18 protein-coding genes are annotated in these 15031 nt (G+C 77.4%); 8 read left to right on the top strand and 10 right to left on the bottom strand.

Annotated elements, in window-relative coordinates:
- Positions 1 to 29: 29 nt before the first annotated feature.
- From P9841_RS03095 to P9841_RS03105, 3 genes are all read right to left on the bottom strand, one after another.
- Positions 30 to 362, bottom strand: a complete 333-nt coding sequence (locus P9841_RS03095) for a hypothetical protein (protein WP_283320649.1) — start codon at positions 360 to 362, stop codon at positions 30 to 32.
- Positions 363 to 396: 34 nt separating this feature from the next.
- Positions 397 to 1242: a universal stress protein gene (locus P9841_RS03100; protein WP_283320650.1), complete on the bottom strand. Its 846-nt coding sequence runs from the start codon at positions 1240 to 1242 to the stop codon at positions 397 to 399.
- A gap of 123 nt (positions 1243 to 1365) precedes the next feature.
- Positions 1366 to 2994: a sensor histidine kinase gene (locus P9841_RS03105; RefSeq protein ID WP_283320651.1), complete on the bottom strand. Its 1629-nt coding sequence runs from the start codon at positions 2992 to 2994 to the stop codon at positions 1366 to 1368.
- A gap of 120 nt (positions 2995 to 3114) precedes the next feature.
- On the opposite strand from P9841_RS03105, the gene P9841_RS03110 reads away from it, so the two are divergent.
- The gene (locus P9841_RS03110) at positions 3115 to 3771 is read left to right on the top strand and encodes a response regulator (RefSeq protein WP_283320652.1); all 657 of its coding nucleotides are present in this window, start codon (positions 3115 to 3117) and stop codon (positions 3769 to 3771) included.
- A gap of 13 nt (positions 3772 to 3784) precedes the next feature.
- Here the strand turns inward: P9841_RS03110 and P9841_RS03115 are convergent, their stop codons facing one another.
- The 5 genes from P9841_RS03115 to P9841_RS03135 form a co-directional block, all read right to left on the bottom strand.
- Positions 3785 to 4327 (bottom strand): DsrE/DsrF/DrsH-like family protein, encoded by a 543-nt coding sequence (locus P9841_RS03115; protein WP_283320653.1) that lies wholly within the window; start codon positions 4325 to 4327, stop codon positions 3785 to 3787.
- Positions 4328 to 4336: 9 nt separating this feature from the next.
- The gene (locus P9841_RS03120; protein WP_283320654.1) at positions 4337 to 4651 is read right to left on the bottom strand and encodes a TusE/DsrC/DsvC family sulfur relay protein; all 315 of its coding nucleotides are present in this window, start codon (positions 4649 to 4651) and stop codon (positions 4337 to 4339) included.
- A gap of 13 nt (positions 4652 to 4664) precedes the next feature.
- Positions 4665 to 5909 carry a type III sulfide quinone reductase, selenoprotein subtype gene (gene sqr, locus P9841_RS03125; RefSeq protein WP_283320655.1) on the bottom strand — a complete coding sequence of 415 codons (1245 nt, stop codon included), beginning with the start codon at positions 5907 to 5909 and terminating at the stop codon, positions 4665 to 4667.
- Positions 5910 to 5960: 51 nt separating this feature from the next.
- Positions 5961 to 6170, bottom strand: coding sequence for a DUF1918 domain-containing protein (locus tag P9841_RS03130; RefSeq protein WP_222172173.1), 210 nt, complete (start codon positions 6168 to 6170; stop codon positions 5961 to 5963).
- 71 nt (positions 6171 to 6241) lie between these two features.
- Entirely contained in the window at positions 6242 to 6823 is a 582-nt protein-coding gene (locus P9841_RS03135) for a DoxX family protein (protein WP_283320656.1), read from the bottom strand.
- Positions 6824 to 7088: 265 nt separating this feature from the next.
- Between P9841_RS03135 and P9841_RS03140 the strand changes: the two genes are divergently transcribed.
- The 4 genes from P9841_RS03140 to P9841_RS03155 are packed head-to-tail and all read left to right on the top strand — an operon-like array spanning position 7089 to position 11042.
- Positions 7089 to 7373, top strand: a complete 285-nt coding sequence (locus P9841_RS03140) for a dsRBD fold-containing protein (protein WP_283320657.1) — start codon at positions 7089 to 7091, stop codon at positions 7371 to 7373.
- Between the two features lie 24 nt (positions 7374 to 7397).
- Complete coding sequence (locus P9841_RS18960; protein ID WP_343300766.1) at positions 7398 to 7760, top strand: LuxR C-terminal-related transcriptional regulator; 363 nt, start codon at positions 7398 to 7400, stop codon at positions 7758 to 7760.
- A gap of 4 nt (positions 7761 to 7764) precedes the next feature.
- The gene (locus tag P9841_RS03150) at positions 7765 to 8304 is read left to right on the top strand and encodes a flavodoxin family protein (protein WP_283320658.1); all 540 of its coding nucleotides are present in this window, start codon (positions 7765 to 7767) and stop codon (positions 8302 to 8304) included.
- Entirely contained in the window at positions 8301 to 11042 is a 2742-nt protein-coding gene (locus P9841_RS03155) for a cation-translocating P-type ATPase (RefSeq protein WP_283320659.1), read from the top strand. The genes P9841_RS03150 and P9841_RS03155 overlap by 4 nt, the downstream gene beginning before the upstream one ends.
- A 14-nt stretch (positions 11043 to 11056) precedes the next feature.
- Here P9841_RS03155 and P9841_RS03160 read toward each other — a convergent pair whose 3' ends face one another.
- Positions 11057 to 11884, bottom strand: coding sequence for a universal stress protein (locus P9841_RS03160; protein WP_283320660.1), 828 nt, complete (start codon positions 11882 to 11884; stop codon positions 11057 to 11059).
- Between the two features lie 221 nt (positions 11885 to 12105).
- Between P9841_RS03160 and P9841_RS03165 the strand changes: the two genes are divergently transcribed.
- A complete protein-coding gene (locus P9841_RS03165; RefSeq protein ID WP_283320661.1) occupies positions 12106 to 12798 on the top strand; it encodes a dsRBD fold-containing protein in 693 nt (230 codons plus the stop codon).
- 113 nt (positions 12799 to 12911) lie between these two features.
- Positions 12912 to 13190, top strand: a complete 279-nt coding sequence (locus tag P9841_RS03170) for a metal-sensitive transcriptional regulator (protein ID WP_283320662.1) — start codon at positions 12912 to 12914, stop codon at positions 13188 to 13190.
- A 50-nt stretch (positions 13191 to 13240) separates the two neighbouring features.
- Here P9841_RS03170 and P9841_RS03175 read toward each other — a convergent pair whose 3' ends face one another.
- The gene (locus tag P9841_RS03175) at positions 13241 to 14002 is read right to left on the bottom strand and encodes a glucose 1-dehydrogenase (protein WP_283320663.1); all 762 of its coding nucleotides are present in this window, start codon (positions 14000 to 14002) and stop codon (positions 13241 to 13243) included.
- 228 nt (positions 14003 to 14230) lie between these two features.
- Here P9841_RS03175 and P9841_RS03180 point away from each other — a divergent pair, with 228 nt between their 5' ends.
- Positions 14231 to 15028 (top strand): universal stress protein, encoded by a 798-nt coding sequence (locus P9841_RS03180; RefSeq protein ID WP_283320664.1) that lies wholly within the window; start codon positions 14231 to 14233, stop codon positions 15026 to 15028.
- Positions 15029 to 15031: the final 3 nt, after the last annotated feature.

Here is a 15031-nt window from a genome sequence, read left to right on the forward strand (position 1 = left end):
TCTGGGCGGTGGGTCCGGTACCACGGTGGTCAGGGGCGGGCACCCGGCCGGCGCCGGCGCGCCAGCCCGCGCAGCCCGCGGCGCCCGTGGTCGAACTCCTCGACCGCCTCGAGCGCCTCGTCGAACGTCCGGAAGATCGTGCCGCGCCCCTCGATGAGCTGCGGCGGCGTCCCGGTCGCGGGCACGAACACCGCCTCCCACCGCAGGTCCCGGATGCAGCGGACCTCGTAGCAGCCGTCGGCCGTCCCCGCGACGTGCGAGCTGCCCACCAGGTGCCACGCGAAGTCCGGTCCCGGACGCGGCCGGCCGACCCTCCCGCCGACCGGCGTGCCGTCCGCGGGCGTCATCGTCTGCTCGTGCATGGCTCACGTCCTCCCTGCCCCGGCGCCGTTCCCGTCAGCGCCGCACGACCAGCACCGGGCACGGCGAGTGCAGGACGACCGCGTGGCTCGTCGAGCCGAGCAGCATCCGCGCCACCCCGTGCAGCCCGCGGCTGCCGACGACGAGCAGCCGTGCCGAGGCCGCGGCGGCCAGCAGCGCCGCGGCGGGCTGCGCGCGCACGAGCGTCCTCTCGATCTCCAGGTCGGGGAAGTCCTCGCCGAGCCCGGCGGACGCCTCGGCCAGCACGACCTCCTCCTCCTCGCGCGTGACGTCGGACAGGTCCGGCGGCAGCCACGTGGCGCTCATGATCACGGCGGGCTCCTGCCAGGCGTGCACCACCTCCAGCACGGCGCCGGCGCGGTCGGCCTGCTCGGCGCCCGCGCGCACGGCGGCGACGCTGTCCGGCGAGCCGTCCGCACCGACCACGACGCGGTCCTCCGCCGGTCCGGTCACGGGCGGCACCACGGCGACGGAGCAGTGCGACCCGGCGACCACCTGGTACGCGAGCGAGCCCGTGAACACCCGCTCCGCGGCGGTCATGCGGCGGGTGCCGACGACGACCAGGCGCGCGGTCGCCGAGCGACGGGTCAGGCAGCGCGCGGGCGTGTCGGCGTCCACCTCCGTGCGGATCTTCAGCTCCGGCAGGTCGTGCCGCGCCCGGCCGGCCTCCCGGTCCAGCATCGCGGCGACCTCGGCCTCGAGCATCGCGTCCCACGCCGCCTCGAGCCCCGGCGAGGGGCGACCCGTGGCGTGCACGAGCACCAGCTCCGTCCGCCGCGCCCACGCCTCCTGCGCGCCCCACTGCACCGCGCGACGGCTCGACTGGGTGCCGTCCACCCCGACGACGACCTCGTGGCCCATGCCGGACTCCCTCCGTCCCGCGCCGAGCGACGGCGTGCTGCCGTCACCCGTGACGCTAGGACGGGCCCCTGCGGGGCGCAGGTGCCGGTCGTCCCCTCCGCGGTCGCCGACCGTCCCGCGCGCTCAGGGCCCCGCCCCGGGCGGGCGGACCGGCCCCAGCGGCACGCTCCACACCAGCCGCGTCCCGCCCTCCGGGCGCTCCCGGATGCTGAGGCCGCCGCCCAGCTCCGCGGCCCGCGAGCGCATGTTGCGCAGGCCGTTCCCGGGGACGACGGCGCCCTCGGACAGCCCCGCGCCGTCGTCGTCCACCTGCAGGGTGAGGGCGTCCGGCCGGGCGGAGACCAGCACCTGCACGGTGTGCGCCTGGGCGTGCCGCGCGACGTTCGTCAGCGCCTCCGTGAGCACGGACGTCAGGTGCCCGGCGACCGGCTCCGGCACCACGGTGTCCAGCGGCCCCTCCATGCGGATGCGCGGCTCGCAGCCGAGCGCCGGGACCACCGCGCCGACCGTCTCCGTCACCCGCCCCCGCAGCCCCTCCGCCATCCCCGGGCGCTGCAGGGCGAAGATCGCCGACCGCAGGTCGCGGATGGCCTCGTCGAGCTGGCCGACCACCTCGTCCGCCGCGGGACGCAGCTCCTGCGGCAACCGGGGGCGCATGCTCTGGACGGTGAGGCCCGTGCCGAAGATGCGCTGGATGACGAGGTCGTGCAGGTCCCGGGCGATCCGCTCGCGGTCCCGGTAGACCGCCAGCGTGCCGCGCTGCACCTGGGACGTCGCGAGCTCCAGGGCCATCGCCGCCTGCCGGGCGAAGGCGTCCACCATCGCGCTGTCGTGCTCCCCGAGCGGCGACGCGCCCGGCCGGCGGGCGACGAGCAGCACGCCCAGCGCGTGCCCGCGCGCGGACATCGGCACGATCCGCGCCGGCCCGAGCACCGGCGCGCCCCGCAGCGTGGCGGCGCGCGGGTCGGTGCGGAAGTCCACGACCCCCTCCGGCGCCCCGGCGCGCAGCACCGCCCCGCTGAGCGACCGCCCGACGGGCACGCGCGCCCCCCGCACCCCGCCGGCGGCGCGCCCGCTCGCGGCGTGCACGACCAGGTCGTCCCCGTCGGGCAGCAGCACGCACACCAGGTCCGCCCGCGCGAGCTCGCGGGCCCGGTCGCAGACCAGCGTCAGCGCCGCGGAGCGGGGCAGGCCGGCGAGCAGCTGCTGCTCGATCTCGACCGACGCCTCGAGCCACTGCTGCCGGTGCCGGCCCGCGTGGTACTGCCGGGCGTTGTCGATCGCGACCCCGGCCGCCGCGGCGAGGGAGACCATGAGCTCCTCGTCGTCCGCGGTGAAGTCCGCGCCGCCCCGCTTGTGGGCCAGGTAGAGCACGCCGAAGACCCGCGAGCGCACGAGGACGGGCACCCCGAGGAACGTGTGCAGCCCGGGGTGCCGGGGCGGGTCCGCCGCGGCGGCCGGGTGCACCGCGAGGTCGTGCACCCGCAGCGGCCGGGGGTCGTCGACGAGCGCGCGCAGCACGCCGCGCCCGCCCGGCGGCTCCCACGCGCGCTGCCCGGGGACCTCGGGCACGCCGGCCGTGACCGAGGTGCCGATGCTCAGGTCGGGGCCCACCACGGCGAGCGCGCCGTAGCGGGCGTCGGTCAGCACGCACGCGGCCTGCGCGAGCCGGCCGAGCACGTCGCGCAGGTCGCCGTCGTCCTGCACCGCGACCATCGTGTCGATGAGCGCGCGGGCGTGCCGCCGTGCCACGGCGAGTCCGTCGGCCCTCGCCGACGCCGTCCGTCCGCCGACCGTCGACATGCCTGCCCCCACCTGCTCGCTCGCCCGGGGGGGGTGCCCCGGGGTGCCGGTGTGCGGTACAACACCAGCATGGCCCAGAGCGGCGCCGCTGCACAGATCCGCGTGTTCGTCCTCGACGACCACGAGGTGGTGCGGCGCGGCCTGCGCGACCTGCTCGGCCAGGAGCCGGACATCGAGGTCGTCGGCGAGAGCGGGTCGGCCGCCGAGGCGACGCGGCGCATCCCCGCGCTGCGGCCCGACGTGGCCGTGCTCGACGCGCGGCTCCCCGACGGCAGCGGCATCGAGGTGTGCCGCCAGGTGCGGTCCCAGGACCCGTCGGTCGCCGCGCTGATCCTCACGTCGTACGACGACGACGAGGCCCTGTTCGCCGCGATCCTCGCCGGCGCCGCGGGCTACGTGCTCAAGGAGATCGGCGGCGGCGAGCTGCTCGCCGCGATCCGGCACGTCGCGGCCGGGCACTCGATGCTCGACCCGGCGGTCACGGGACGCGTGCTCGCGCGGCTGCGGGCCGGCCCCCCGGAGCCCGACGAGCTGCACGACCTCACCGAGCAGGAGCGGCACATCCTGGCGTACATCGCCGAGGGCCTGACGAACCGCCAGATCGGCGAGCGCATGTACCTCGCGGAGAAGACCGTGAAGAACTACGTCTCGCACGTGCTCGCGAAGCTCGGCGTCGAGCGGCGCACCCAGGCGGCCGTGCTCGCCGCGCGGCTGCTGCGCGACTGACCGGCAGGGCCCGTCAGACGAACAGCAGCTGCGCGCCCGCCGTCTTCTCGACGAACTCCGCCGCGCTGATGATCCCCTCCAGGTCCTCGCGCAGGTCCGACTCGTCGAGCGCGAACATGTCGGCCGACATCCGGCAGCCCCACAGGTGCCCGCCGGCCGCGACGATCTGGTCGAGCAGCTCCGGGACGTCCGGGATCCCGAGGTCGCGCAGCTGGCGGCGCATCATGCGGGTCGTCACCGCCGAGACCCCGGGGGCCGGGGCCACCGCCTGGGGCAGCCGCAGGTCCCGCAGCGGCAGGTGCATCGCGGTGTTGGCGACGGGCGAGAACCGCAGGTCGTGCATCCGCGAGCGCACCACCATGTCGAAGCCCCAGAACGTGAAGAACAGGTGCGTCTCCACGCCCTCGCCGAGGGCGGCGTTGGCGATGATCAGCCCCGGGTACGCCATGTCGAGGTTGCCCTTGGAGCAGATGATGGCGATCGTCCGGTCGTCGCCGGCGTCGTCGCCGAAGTCGGGGACGATCGCGGGCCGGGGTGCGGCCGTCGTGTCGGTCACGGGTCCTCCTCAGACGCAGCCGTGCGGCTTGGGCAGTCCCGCGACGTAGGCCATCTTGCGGCCGGGCTTGCGGGGGAAGAGCGCGAACTGCTCCTTGACCGGGACGCCGCCGACCACGTCGACCCGGCGCGTCGTGGGGGTCTGGCCCCGCTCCGCGTAGTCGGCGCGCAGGAAGCGCAGCACCTCCCAGTGCCGGTCGGTCAGGGTGATCCCGATCTGCTCCGCGAGCGCCTTCGCGAGGTCCTCGTCCCACTCCTCGGGGCGGCTGAGGAACCCCTCGTCGTCGACGTGCACCGCGCGCTCGCGGATCTGCACCACGGGCATGGCGTCCTCCTGGTCAGGCCGCGGCACGGGTCGCGGCGGGTTCGCGCCGCGGGGCGCGGCTGGGGATCGGGACCGGGCGTCCGTGCAGCAGCACGTTCCAGTACAGGCGCTGCGTCGCGGCCTTCGCCCAGTGGTTCGCCCGCGTCTCGGCGAGCAGGCTCAGCGGCCCGACCACCGGCAGCGGGTACCGGCCGGGCAGCGGCTCGGCGTCGTAGCCGAAGTCGAGCAGCAGGGCGCGGCCCCGGCCCGACTCGACGAAGCAGTTCGCGTGGCCGTCGTACAGCCGGGTCATGGGCCGCCCGCGGTCGTAGGACACGAGGTTGTCGGCGAACACGTCGGCCTCGAAGTGCGCCACCGAGCCGGCCTTGGACGTCGGCACGTCCGTGGCGTCCCCGACCGCGAACACCCCCGGGTGGGCCCGCGACATCAGCGTGCCGGGGTCCACCGGCACGTCCTGGAGCTCGTCCCCCATCCCGGAGCGCGCCACGAAGTCGGCCCCGAGGTTGACGGGCACCGTGACGAGCAGGTCGAACGGGACCTCCCGGTCGTCGACGGACACGAGGCGCCCGTCGTCGACCCGGTCGACGACGAAGTCCGTCCGCACCCGGACGCCGCGCGCGTCGAGCATGCCGCCGAGCCGCTCGCGGGCGACCGGCTGGGTGAACGCGCCGTCCAGCGGCGTGACGTACGTCAGCTCCGTGCCGGCCCGCAGGCCTCCGCGGCGCAGCGCGTCGTCGAGCAGGAAGGTGAACTCCAGGGGCGCGACCGGGCACTTGATGGGCATCTCCGTGACGTGCACGACGACCCGCCCGCCGAGCCACCGCTCGAGCCGGCGGTGCAGCGCGACGGCGCCGTCGGGCGTGTAGAACTCGTGCACCCGCCGCCGCCACTGGTCCCCGGCCATGCCCGGGGTCTGGTCGGGCCGCGGCGACGTCCCGCTCGCGACGACCAGGTAGTCGTACGGCAGGACGCGGCCGTCCTCCAGGTGCACCCGGCCGCGGGCCGGGTCGACGCCCTCGACCTCGCCGAGCACCAGCTCGACGCCCGGCTCCAGGTACCGGCGCCGGGACCGGACGAGCTGGTCGGGCGTCGCCGCCCCGAACGGCACGGTGAGCAGGCCCGGCTGGTAGAGGTGCCGGTCGTCGCGGTCCACCACGGTCAGGCGCCAGAAGTCGCGCTCCACCCGCAGCCGGTGCAGCAGCCGGTTGGCGACCATCGTCCCGGCGGTGCCGCCGCCCAGGATCAGCAGGTGCTTCATGGTCGGTCCCTTCGGGGTCGGGCGGCCGGGCGGCGCGGGGCGCGGCCCGTGTCAGGTGCGGTGGCGCGGCGGTTCGTCGCCGTGGTGCACGGTCACGCCCGGACCGGGGAAGAACAGGCCCACGTGGCCGGTGTCCGACCAGCGCACGGAGTACGGCGGCGACCCGTCGGGGTGCGGGACGGCGACGATCTCGCCGTCGCGGTCCGGGGCGTCCACCTGCGGTCCGGGGACGACGATCCGGTCCCCCACTGCGGCTCTCATCGTGACCTCGCCGGGGACGGGAGCGAGGTCGTGCGCCGCGCCCCGGTGAGCGGCGCACGACCCGACCGGGGTCAGCGCAGGACGGGCCAGCGGCGGACCGCCGGCGTCTGCGCCCACCATCGCCCGACGCCCCAGGTGTCGCCCGAGCGCAGGACCGCGCAGACGATGAGCACGAGCGCGAAGATCACGTGCGAGTCGACGGCCGGGTTGGTCGACCCCTGCGTCGGCGGCCACTCCGCGAGCCACATCAGGGCCATGAGGAGCGTGCCGGCGCCGGCGGCCACGGACAGCCCCGCCCCGGTGACGACCGCGATGCCGATGCCCGCGAGCGCGAGCATGAACAGCCAGTCGGCGACGGTCGGGTCGAGCCAGTCGAAGAACCCCTCGGCCGGGCCGGTCACCGACGCCAGGTACCCCGCTGTCGGCGACCCGCCGTCGACCCAGGCCGTCCCGAGCTGCTGCCCGTCGACGACGGCCCCCGTCGAGTAGGTGAGGCCGAACAGCTTGTCCAGGAACGCCCACAGGAAGACGAACCCGATCGCGAGCCGCGTCACGGCGAGCCACCGGCGCGCCGAGGCGGTCGAGACCAGGTCGGTCTCCACGAGGACCGTCGGGTGGACGGTCCGGTGCGAGGGCTGGTGCGCGGTGCTCATGACGTCCCCCTCCGGGTGCGTGCTCTGCCAGGTGGCACCACGCTGCCGCGGGCCGCCCGCCCGCCCCAGGGCCGAACGCCCTCAGCGCCCGGCCGAGCGACCCGTCCGGGCCGGGACCGGCGACCGGATCGGGACCTTCGGTGCCCGCCGCCCGGACCGTCCGGCTCTGACGTGCGCGCACGCCCTCCCGCCACGCTGAGGCAGCACACCAGCAGCCGCGGCGCACCACCCGGTGCCGCACCGACCCGGAGGGACGACGACCACCATGACGCACACCTGGGACGTGCGGATCGACCTGTTCGAGGCCTCCGACGTCCCCGCCGCGGATCACACCACGACCACCGCCCACGCGATCCTCAGCACCTCCGCGGGCACCCGCATGAGCGGGACCGGCCGGGCGCGTCGCCGTCCGGGCGAGACCGACGTGCCGGAGATCGGCGACGAGCTCGCCGCGGCCCGGGCGCTGCGGGAGCTCGCGGACCGGCTGCTGGCGGCCTCGTCCGCCGACATCTCGGAGATCGAGCACCGCGAGGTGCGCCTGGCTCGGTGAGCCGCGGAGCAGGAGGAGGGCGTCGTGAGCCAGGACCTGTCGCCGGCACCGGGTGCCGGGATCGCGCCGGGGGTGCCGGCGCTGAGCGAGCGCGAGCGCGTCGTGCTGCGGGAGCTCCTCAGCGCGCAGACGCTCGACGAGGTGGCCGGGCGGCTGTACGTGTCGCGCAACACCGTGAAGTCGCAGGTGCTCAGCATCCACCGCAAGCTCGGCGTCACGTGCCGCGCGGAGGCCGTCGCGTGGGCCCGCGCGCACCTGCCCGACGTCGCGGGGTCCGACCGCGCCGGCGGGGGCACGGCCGGCGGGGGCGTCGCGGGCGTCGCGGCACCCCGCGGGGCGTCCGTCCCCGCCCGCCCGCTCGGGGCGCCCCGCCGCCCGGGGGCGTGACGCGGTGTCCGCGCTGGTGGTGTACGAGTCGATGTTCGGCAGCACGCGCGACGTCGCGCACGCCGTCGCCGACGGGCTGCGCGAGACGGTCCCCGTGCGGGTGGTGGAGGTCGGGGCCCTGCTCGCGGAGCCCGGCGGCACCGCGGTCCCCGAGGAGGTCACCCTGCTGGTGGTCGGCGGCCCGACCCACGCCTTCGGCATGAGCCGCGAGTCGACCCGGGCGTCCGCGGCCCGGGAGGCGCGGACGGGGGCCGAGGCGCTCGTGTCCCCGCACGCCGGCATCCGGGAGTGGCTCGACGTCGTCCGCATGCCCGCGCACACGCTCCTCGTCGCGACGTTCGACACGAAGCTGCGCCGGCCGAACCTGCCGGGCTCGGCCGCCCGGTCCGCCGAGCGCGCGCTGCGGCACCGCGGCGCGGTCCCCGTCGTGGAGGCCCGGTCGTTCGAGGTGCTCGGCATGGCCGACGGCCTGGCGGAGGGCGAGCTGGCGGCCGCCCAGGAGTGGGGGCGCCTGCTGGCCGGGACGCTGCCCGCGGCCCGATGACCCCGGAGCGCGGCGGGGTGGTCGCCCCGCCGGCGGCGGCGCGCGGGCTGAGCTCCGCGGAGGCGGCGGCGGTGCTGCGCCGCGACGGCCCCAACGCGCTGCCTCCCCCGGCCCGCCCGCACCCGGTGCGCCAGCTGCTCGCGCAGATGACCCACCGGTTCGCCGTCATGCTCTGGGTGGCCGCCGTGCTGGCGCTGCTCGCGGGCATGGCGCCCCTGGCCGTGGCGGTGGGCGTGGTGGTCGTGGTCAACGGCTGCTTCGCGTTCTGGCAGGAGCACCGGGCCGACCGCGCCGCCGAGCGGCTCGCCGTGCTCGTGCCCTCCCGGGCCCGCGTGCGGCGCGACGGCGAGGTGCGCACGGTCGACACGGCTCAGGTCGTCGTCGGCGACGTCGTGCTGCTGGCCGCCGGCGACCGGGTGTGCGCCGACCTGCGCGTGCTGGAGGCGCACGCGCTGTCGGTGGACGAGTCGCTGCTCACCGGGGAGAGCGTCGCCGCGCGCCCCGGACCCGGGGACGAGCTGCTGTGCGGCACGTTCGTGGTCGAGGGCGAGGCGGAGGCCCGCGCGGAGCGCACCGGCGGTGCGACGCGGCTCGCCGGGATCTCGGCGCTGACCCGCGGGACCGGCACGACCCGCACCCCGCTGGCCCGCGAGCTCGACCGGGTGGTGCGCCTCGTGTCGTACACCGCGTTCGCGGTCGGCGTGGTGCTGGCCGGCGGCGCGCTGCTGCTGGGGCTCAGCACCGTCGACGCGCTGGTGTTCGGGCTCGGCGTCATGGTGGCGCTCGTCCCCGAGGGCCTGCTGCCGACGGTGACGCTGTCGCTCGCCCGCTCGGCCCAGCTGATGGCCGGGCGGCAGGCGCTGGTCCGCCGCCTCGACGCGGTGGAGACGCTCGGCGCGACGACGTTCGTCTGCACCGACAAGACCGGGACCCTGACGCGCAACCACATGACGGTGGCGCGCGTGTGGACGCCGCACGGCGAGGTGGCGCTCCCCGGGTCCGACTACGACCCCACCGTCCCGCTGCCCGCGTCGCCCGGCCCGGCCGGGGACGGCACCGGGGACGGCTCCGCGGACGGCACCGCGGACGACGCGGTGCGGCGGGCGGCGCGGTCGGCGGCGCTGTGCGTGCAGGGGCGGGCGGTGCCCGGGCCGGGCGGGTGGACGGCGGACGGCGACCCGATGGAGGCCGCGCTCGACGTGGTGGACCGCCGGCTGACGGCGGCGCCGCGGCCGGTCCCGCTGCGCCGCTACCCGTACACGGCCGCGCGCCGGCGGTCGGCGGTGCTGGTGCCGGGCGCCGGGTCGCCGGGCGGTCCCGCGTCCCCGCCCGGTGGCGCGGGGGCCGGTGCCCCGCCGGACGTGCTGCACGTCCTCGGGGCGCCGGAGTCGGTGCTCGCGGTCTGCCTGCCCGGCGCGGACGCCGTCCGGGCGGCCGCGCGCGCCGACGAGCTCGCCGCGTCCGGGCTGCGGGTGGTCGCGGTCGCGCGGCGCGCGGCCCCCGGCCTGGCCGCCGAGGCCGACCCCGAGCACGACCTGGTGCTCACCGGCCTCCTGGCGCTCGAGGACCCGCCCCTGGACGACGTGGCCGGCGCGGTCGCGGCGTGCCACGAGGCCGGGATCCGGCTCGCGATGGTCACCGGCGACCACCCGGCGACCGCCGGGGCCGTCGCCCGGCAGGTGGGCCTGCTGCGCGGCGACGGCCCGGTGCTGGTCGGTGCGGACCTGCCCGACGACCCCGCCGCGCTGGCCGCCGTCCTCGACGTCCCGGACGGCGCCGTCGTCGCCCGCGTCAGCCCGGAGGACAAGCTGCGCATCGCCGTGGCGCTGCAGTCCCGCGGCCACGTCGTCGCCATGACCGGCGACGGCGTCAACGACGCACCCGCGCTGCGCGCGGCGGACGTCGGCGTGGCGATGGGCCGCGGCGGGAGCGACGTCGCGCGCGAGGCCTCGGACCTCGTGCTGCTGGACGACCACTTCGGCACGATCGTCGCCGCGGTCGAGCTCGGCCGGGCCACCACCCACAACATCCGGCGCTTCCTCACCTACCACCTCACCGACAACGTCGCGGAGCTGGCGCCGTTCGTGCTCTGGGCGCTGACCGCCGGGCAGGTGCCGCTCGCGATCGGCGTGCTCCAGGTGCTCGCGCTCGACATCGGGACGGACCTGCTGCCGGCGCTCGCGCTGGGCGCCGAGCCCCCGCACCCGCGCACCCTGCACGGGCCGGTGCGTGCCGAGCACCTCGTGGACCGGCACCTGCTGGGGCGCGCGTTCGGCGTGCTCGGACTCGCGGAGGCGGTCGGCTCGCTCACGACGTTCCTGGTCGTCCTGCTCGCCGGCGGCTGGACCTGGGGTGCGACGCCCGGCCCGGCGCTGCTCGCGACGGCCTCCGGTGCGGCGTTCGCCGCGATCGTGCTCGGGCAGCTCGTCAACGCGGTCGCGTGCCGCAGCCGCACCCGCCCGGTCACCCGCTCGGGGCTGCGCGGCAACCCCCTGCTGCCCTGGGCGCTGGCGAGCGAGGCCGCCGCGCTCGCGCTCTTCGTGGGCCTGCCCCCGCTGGCGTCCCTGCTCGGCGGCACGTGGCCCGACGCGCGCGGCTGGGCCGGCGCCGTGGCGACCGGGGCGCTGGTCGCCCTCGCCGACGCCACGCACAAGCGGCTGCGCGCGCGCCACGACGGCGCGCGCCGCGACGGCGTCGACCGGAGCGGTGCGCCCGCCGCACCGCCTGCCGGCCCCTGACGCCTCGGGTCCGGTCAGGCCCGGACCACGAGCACCGGCCGCCGGGCGTGCAGGATCACGGCGTGGCTCGTCGAGCCGACGAGCAGCCGCGAGACGCCGTGCAGGCCCCGGCTGCCGACCACGACCAGCCGCGCGTGCGAGCCCGCGGCGAGCAGAGCGGTCGCGGGCTGCGCCTTCACGAGCGTGCGCTCGACCTCCAGGTCCGGGAACCGGTCCGCGAGCCCGGCCGTGGCGTGCGCCAGGACCGCGGCCTCGCTCTCGCGCAGCCGCGCCGTCATGTCCGGCGGCACGTACCCCTGCGCGAGCAGGAGCGCCGGCTCCTCCCAGGCGTGCACCACCTGCAGCACCGCGCCGTGACGCTCGGCCTCCTGCGCCCCGGCGGCCACGGCGGCCACGCTGTCCGGCGAGCCGTCGACCCCGACGACCACGCGGTTGTCCGCCTCCACCGGCACCGCCGGGACGACGGCGACGGAGCAGCTCGCGGCCGCGGCGATCTCGTACGACCGCGACCCGGAGAACACCCGCTGCGCCGGCGTCAGCCGGCGGGTGCCGACCACGAGCAGCCGGGCGGAGCCCGAGCGCCGCACGAGGCAGCGGGCGGGCCGGTCGGCCTCCACCTCCGTGCGGATCTTCACGGACGGGCTGACCTCGCGTGCGTGCGCGGCGGCCCGGTCGAGCACGTCGCGGGCGGCGTCCGCGAGCGCGTCGTCCCACTCGACGTCACCGAGCGCGTGCACCAGCAGCAGCTCCGCGCCGCGGGCCGCCGCGGCCTCCGCGCCCCAGCTCACGGCACCCTCGCTGGAGACGGTGCCCTCCACCCCGACGACGACCTCGTTGCTCATCGGACCGCTCCTCCACCTCTCGCCCGGCTCTGCGTCCACCGCCGACGCTACGGAGGCCGGGTGCGCGCCGGGCAGGGGCCGACGGGCCGTCGCGCGCGGGACTTCGGACCCCGCCCGCCCCCCGGTGCCCGTCCGTCCCGCCCCGCCCGGCCGTTCGGCCCTTCCGGTGGCGGCGGACGCCCGGTGGCATGGCGGTGCAGCGCACACACCGGGAGGGCACCGTGGACAGCACCCCGTTCGCCGCCGTGTCCTGGCAGTCGCGCGGGGCCCTGGTCCGCCTCGAGCACGAGCACCCCGGCCGGGCGTACCTCGCGGTGCGGTCCGCGCCGACGCCGCGGGGCGACGCCGCGGCCCGGGACCTGGTCTGCGCGGCGGTGGTGCGGGCGCGGGCGGAGCGCATCAGCCACCTGGTGACCACCCTCGACGCGTCCCGCCCGGTCTGCGGCGTGGTGCTCACCGCGCTGCGGGAGCAGGTCGGCACGCACGTGCGGGAGCTGGAGTGCCACCGCAGCGGCGCGAGCGTGCTCGTGTCCGTCGAGCTCCTGCCGCCGGCCGCGGACCAGGCGGCCGGCGCGTCGCGCGACGCCCGGCTCCCCCCGGTCTCGCTCGCGTGGCACGTGCGGGTCTACCTGGCGGCGGCGCCCGACGTGCCGTCGCGCGGCCACGGCACGACGACGGCGCACGCCGTGCTCACGGTGAGCGACGCGAAGCGCCTCACGGGGACGGGACGCGCGCACCGGCACCCGCACGACGTCGACGTGCGGGAGGTCGGCGAGGAGCTGGCCACGGCCCGCGCGCTCGCCGAGCTCGCGGACCGGCTGCTCGCCGACGCCCGGGAGCAGGCCGGCGCCGCGAGCGCCGGCGGGCCCGCGGGAAGCAGCGGCACGGCGGGCACCGGCCGCGCGCCCCGCTGACCCGCCTGCTTGCCCGGCGGATACCCCCGGGGGCATAGTGGCGCAGCACCGCGCCGGCTCGCGGAGCGCTCCCCCGGGCGCTCCCGCCGGCGCCCACCACCCGGGAGGACCCCATGCCCGCCACCACCGACCCCGAGGCCGCCCGCCGCATCCTCAACCGCCTGCGCCGCGCGCGCGGACAGCTCAACGCCGTCATCGACGCCGTCGAGAACGGCGGGTCGTGCCGCGACGTCGTCACGCAGCTCGCCGCCGTCTCCAGCGCGCTCGACCGCGCCGGCTACACGGTGATCGCCACCGCCATGAAGGAGTGCCTCGTCGAGCCCGGCTCCGTGCGCACCGAGGACGGCCTCACGCCCGACGAGCTCGAGAAGCTGTTCCTCACCCTCGCCTGACGCCCGACGCCCGACGCCTGACGCCTGACGCGGGCCGCGGTCGCGCGTCGTCAGTGCGTGGTCCAGCCGCCGTCGATCACCAGCTCCGCGCCGGTCACGAACTTCGACTCGTCGCTGGCCAGGTACAGGTAGCCGTACGCGATGTCCATCGGCTCCCCGGCGTGGGGCGGCAGCGGCGTGCGGCCCTGGTCGAACGCCGCCATGGCCTCCAGCGACTCGATCCCGGCCGCCCGGGCCATCCCGGTGAACACCGCGCCCGGGTGCACCGAGTTCACGCGGATGCCGTCGCCGGCGAACCACTGCGCCGCGTGCTTCGTCATCGACCGCACCGCGCCCTTCGACGCGCTGTACGCCGCGCCGTGCCCGTCCGCCTCGCCGCCGATCAGCCCCGCGATCGACGAGCAGTTCACGATGGACCCGCCGCCGCGCGCCTGCATCTGCGGGATCACCGCCTTCATGCCGAGCCAGACGCCCATGGCGTTGACCGACAGGATCCGGTCCCAGTCCTCGCGCTCGGTCTCGAGCACGCCCTTGGCGAGGAACACGCCCGCGTTGTTGACCAGCACGTCCACGCCGCCGTACGCGCGGACGGCCGTGTCCACGACGTGCGCCCACTGATCCGCCCGCACGACGTCGAGCGGTACCGCCGTCAGGTCGCCCGCGAGCCGGCCCACCTGCGCCTCCAGCACGTCCGCGACGACGTCGGCGGCCACCACCCGCGCCCCCTCCCGGGCGAACAGCTCCGCCGCGGCCAGCCCCATGCCGCTCGCCGCTCCCGTGATGACGGCGACCTTCCCGCTCAACCGGTCCATCGTGGTCCTCTCCCTCCCGCGAGCGCCGCACCGTGCGGCACGGGGCCGCGGCCCCGTGCTCGCACCGTGGCAGGGACGGGTGGGCGACCGGCACGGGCGGACGTCACGAGACCGCGGGTCCGACGTCCCGGCACCGGGCCCATCGGCTCGGGGCGACGTGCCGACCGGCCCCTGACCGGGCGCACCCCGCCGCCGTAGCGTGGGAGCACGCGGGCAGGAGGCGCTGCGATGGGTCACGAGGTCGTCGTCGGCGTGGAGGGGACGCTCTCCAGCAGGCGTGCCGTGCACTGGGCCGCCGAGGCGGCGTGGGCGCGCCGCACGGAGCTGCTGCTGGTGCACGCCGTCGGCAAGCCGGCACCCGGGCAGGAGGCCGCCTGGTCGCAGGCCGTGGACGGCGGGGTCCACGAGATGCTCCGCCGCGAGGCCGACCGGGTGCGCCGCGCCGAGCCGGGCCTGACCGTCCGGGCCGAGGTGGACCTCGACACACCCGCCCGGGCGCTCACGCAGCGTTCGCGCACCGCGCAGCTGGTGGTCGTGGGCACCCGCCGCACCACCGCCGCGCAGCGCGTGTTCTCCGGCTCGCTGTCCTACCAGGTCGCCGCCGGGGCCTCCTGCTCGGTCGCCGTGGTCCCGCCGCTGACGGGGCACGCCGAGAACCGCGTCGTCGTCGGCCTCGACCACTCGCCCGACGCCCAGGCCGCCGTCCGCGCCGGTGCCCGCGAGGCCGACCGCGTCGGTGCCCGCCTGGAGCTGCTGCACGCCTGGCAGCCGCCCGGCGAGGCCGGGGACCGGGCGCTGGTCGACGGTGCGGCGGACGACCTCGCCGACGACTTCCCGGGGCTCGCCGTGGACCGGCGGCTCGTGCAGTCCCACCCCGCGATCGCGCTGCTCACGGCCGCCGCCGGCGCGCGGCTGCTGGTCGTCGGCAGCCGCGGGACGGACGGCGTCCCGCGGATCCCGCTGGGCGCCACCAGCCACGCGCTGGTCCTGCACGCCCCCTGCCCGGTGCTCGTGGTCCGCACCTGACCC

This window comes from Cellulomonas sp. ES6, assembly GCF_030053835.1.
GTDB lineage: Bacteria > Actinomycetota > Actinomycetes > Actinomycetales > Cellulomonadaceae > Cellulomonas.

Coding starts and splice junctions, on each gene's coding strand:
- P9841_RS03170 (WP_283320662.1), top strand. CDS start 12,912: ATGCCCGCCACCACCGACCCCGAGGCCGCCCGCCGCATCCTCAACCGC.
- P9841_RS03110 (WP_283320652.1), top strand. CDS start 3,115: ATGGCCCAGAGCGGCGCCGCTGCACAGATCCGCGTGTTCGTCCTCGAC.
- P9841_RS03160 (WP_283320660.1), bottom strand. CDS start 11,884: ATGAGCAACGAGGTCGTCGTCGGGGTGGAGGGCACCGTCTCCAGCGAG.
- P9841_RS03120 (WP_283320654.1), bottom strand. CDS start 4,651: ATGCCCGTGGTGCAGATCCGCGAGCGCGCGGTGCACGTCGACGACGAG.
- P9841_RS03135 (WP_283320656.1), bottom strand. CDS start 6,823: ATGAGCACCGCGCACCAGCCCTCGCACCGGACCGTCCACCCGACGGTC.
- P9841_RS03095 (WP_283320649.1), bottom strand. CDS start 362: ATGCACGAGCAGACGATGACGCCCGCGGACGGCACGCCGGTCGGCGGG.
- P9841_RS03175 (WP_283320663.1), bottom strand. CDS start 14,002: ATGGACCGGTTGAGCGGGAAGGTCGCCGTCATCACGGGAGCGGCGAGC.
- sqr (WP_283320655.1), bottom strand. CDS start 5,909: ATGAAGCACCTGCTGATCCTGGGCGGCGGCACCGCCGGGACGATGGTC.
- P9841_RS03140 (WP_283320657.1), top strand. CDS start 7,089: ATGACGCACACCTGGGACGTGCGGATCGACCTGTTCGAGGCCTCCGAC.
- P9841_RS03155 (WP_283320659.1), top strand. CDS start 8,301: ATGACCCCGGAGCGCGGCGGGGTGGTCGCCCCGCCGGCGGCGGCGCGC.
- P9841_RS03100 (WP_283320650.1), bottom strand. CDS start 1,242: ATGGGCCACGAGGTCGTCGTCGGGGTGGACGGCACCCAGTCGAGCCGT.
- P9841_RS03180 (WP_283320664.1), top strand. CDS start 14,231: ATGGGTCACGAGGTCGTCGTCGGCGTGGAGGGGACGCTCTCCAGCAGG.
- P9841_RS03130 (WP_222172173.1), bottom strand. CDS start 6,170: ATGAGAGCCGCAGTGGGGGACCGGATCGTCGTCCCCGGACCGCAGGTG.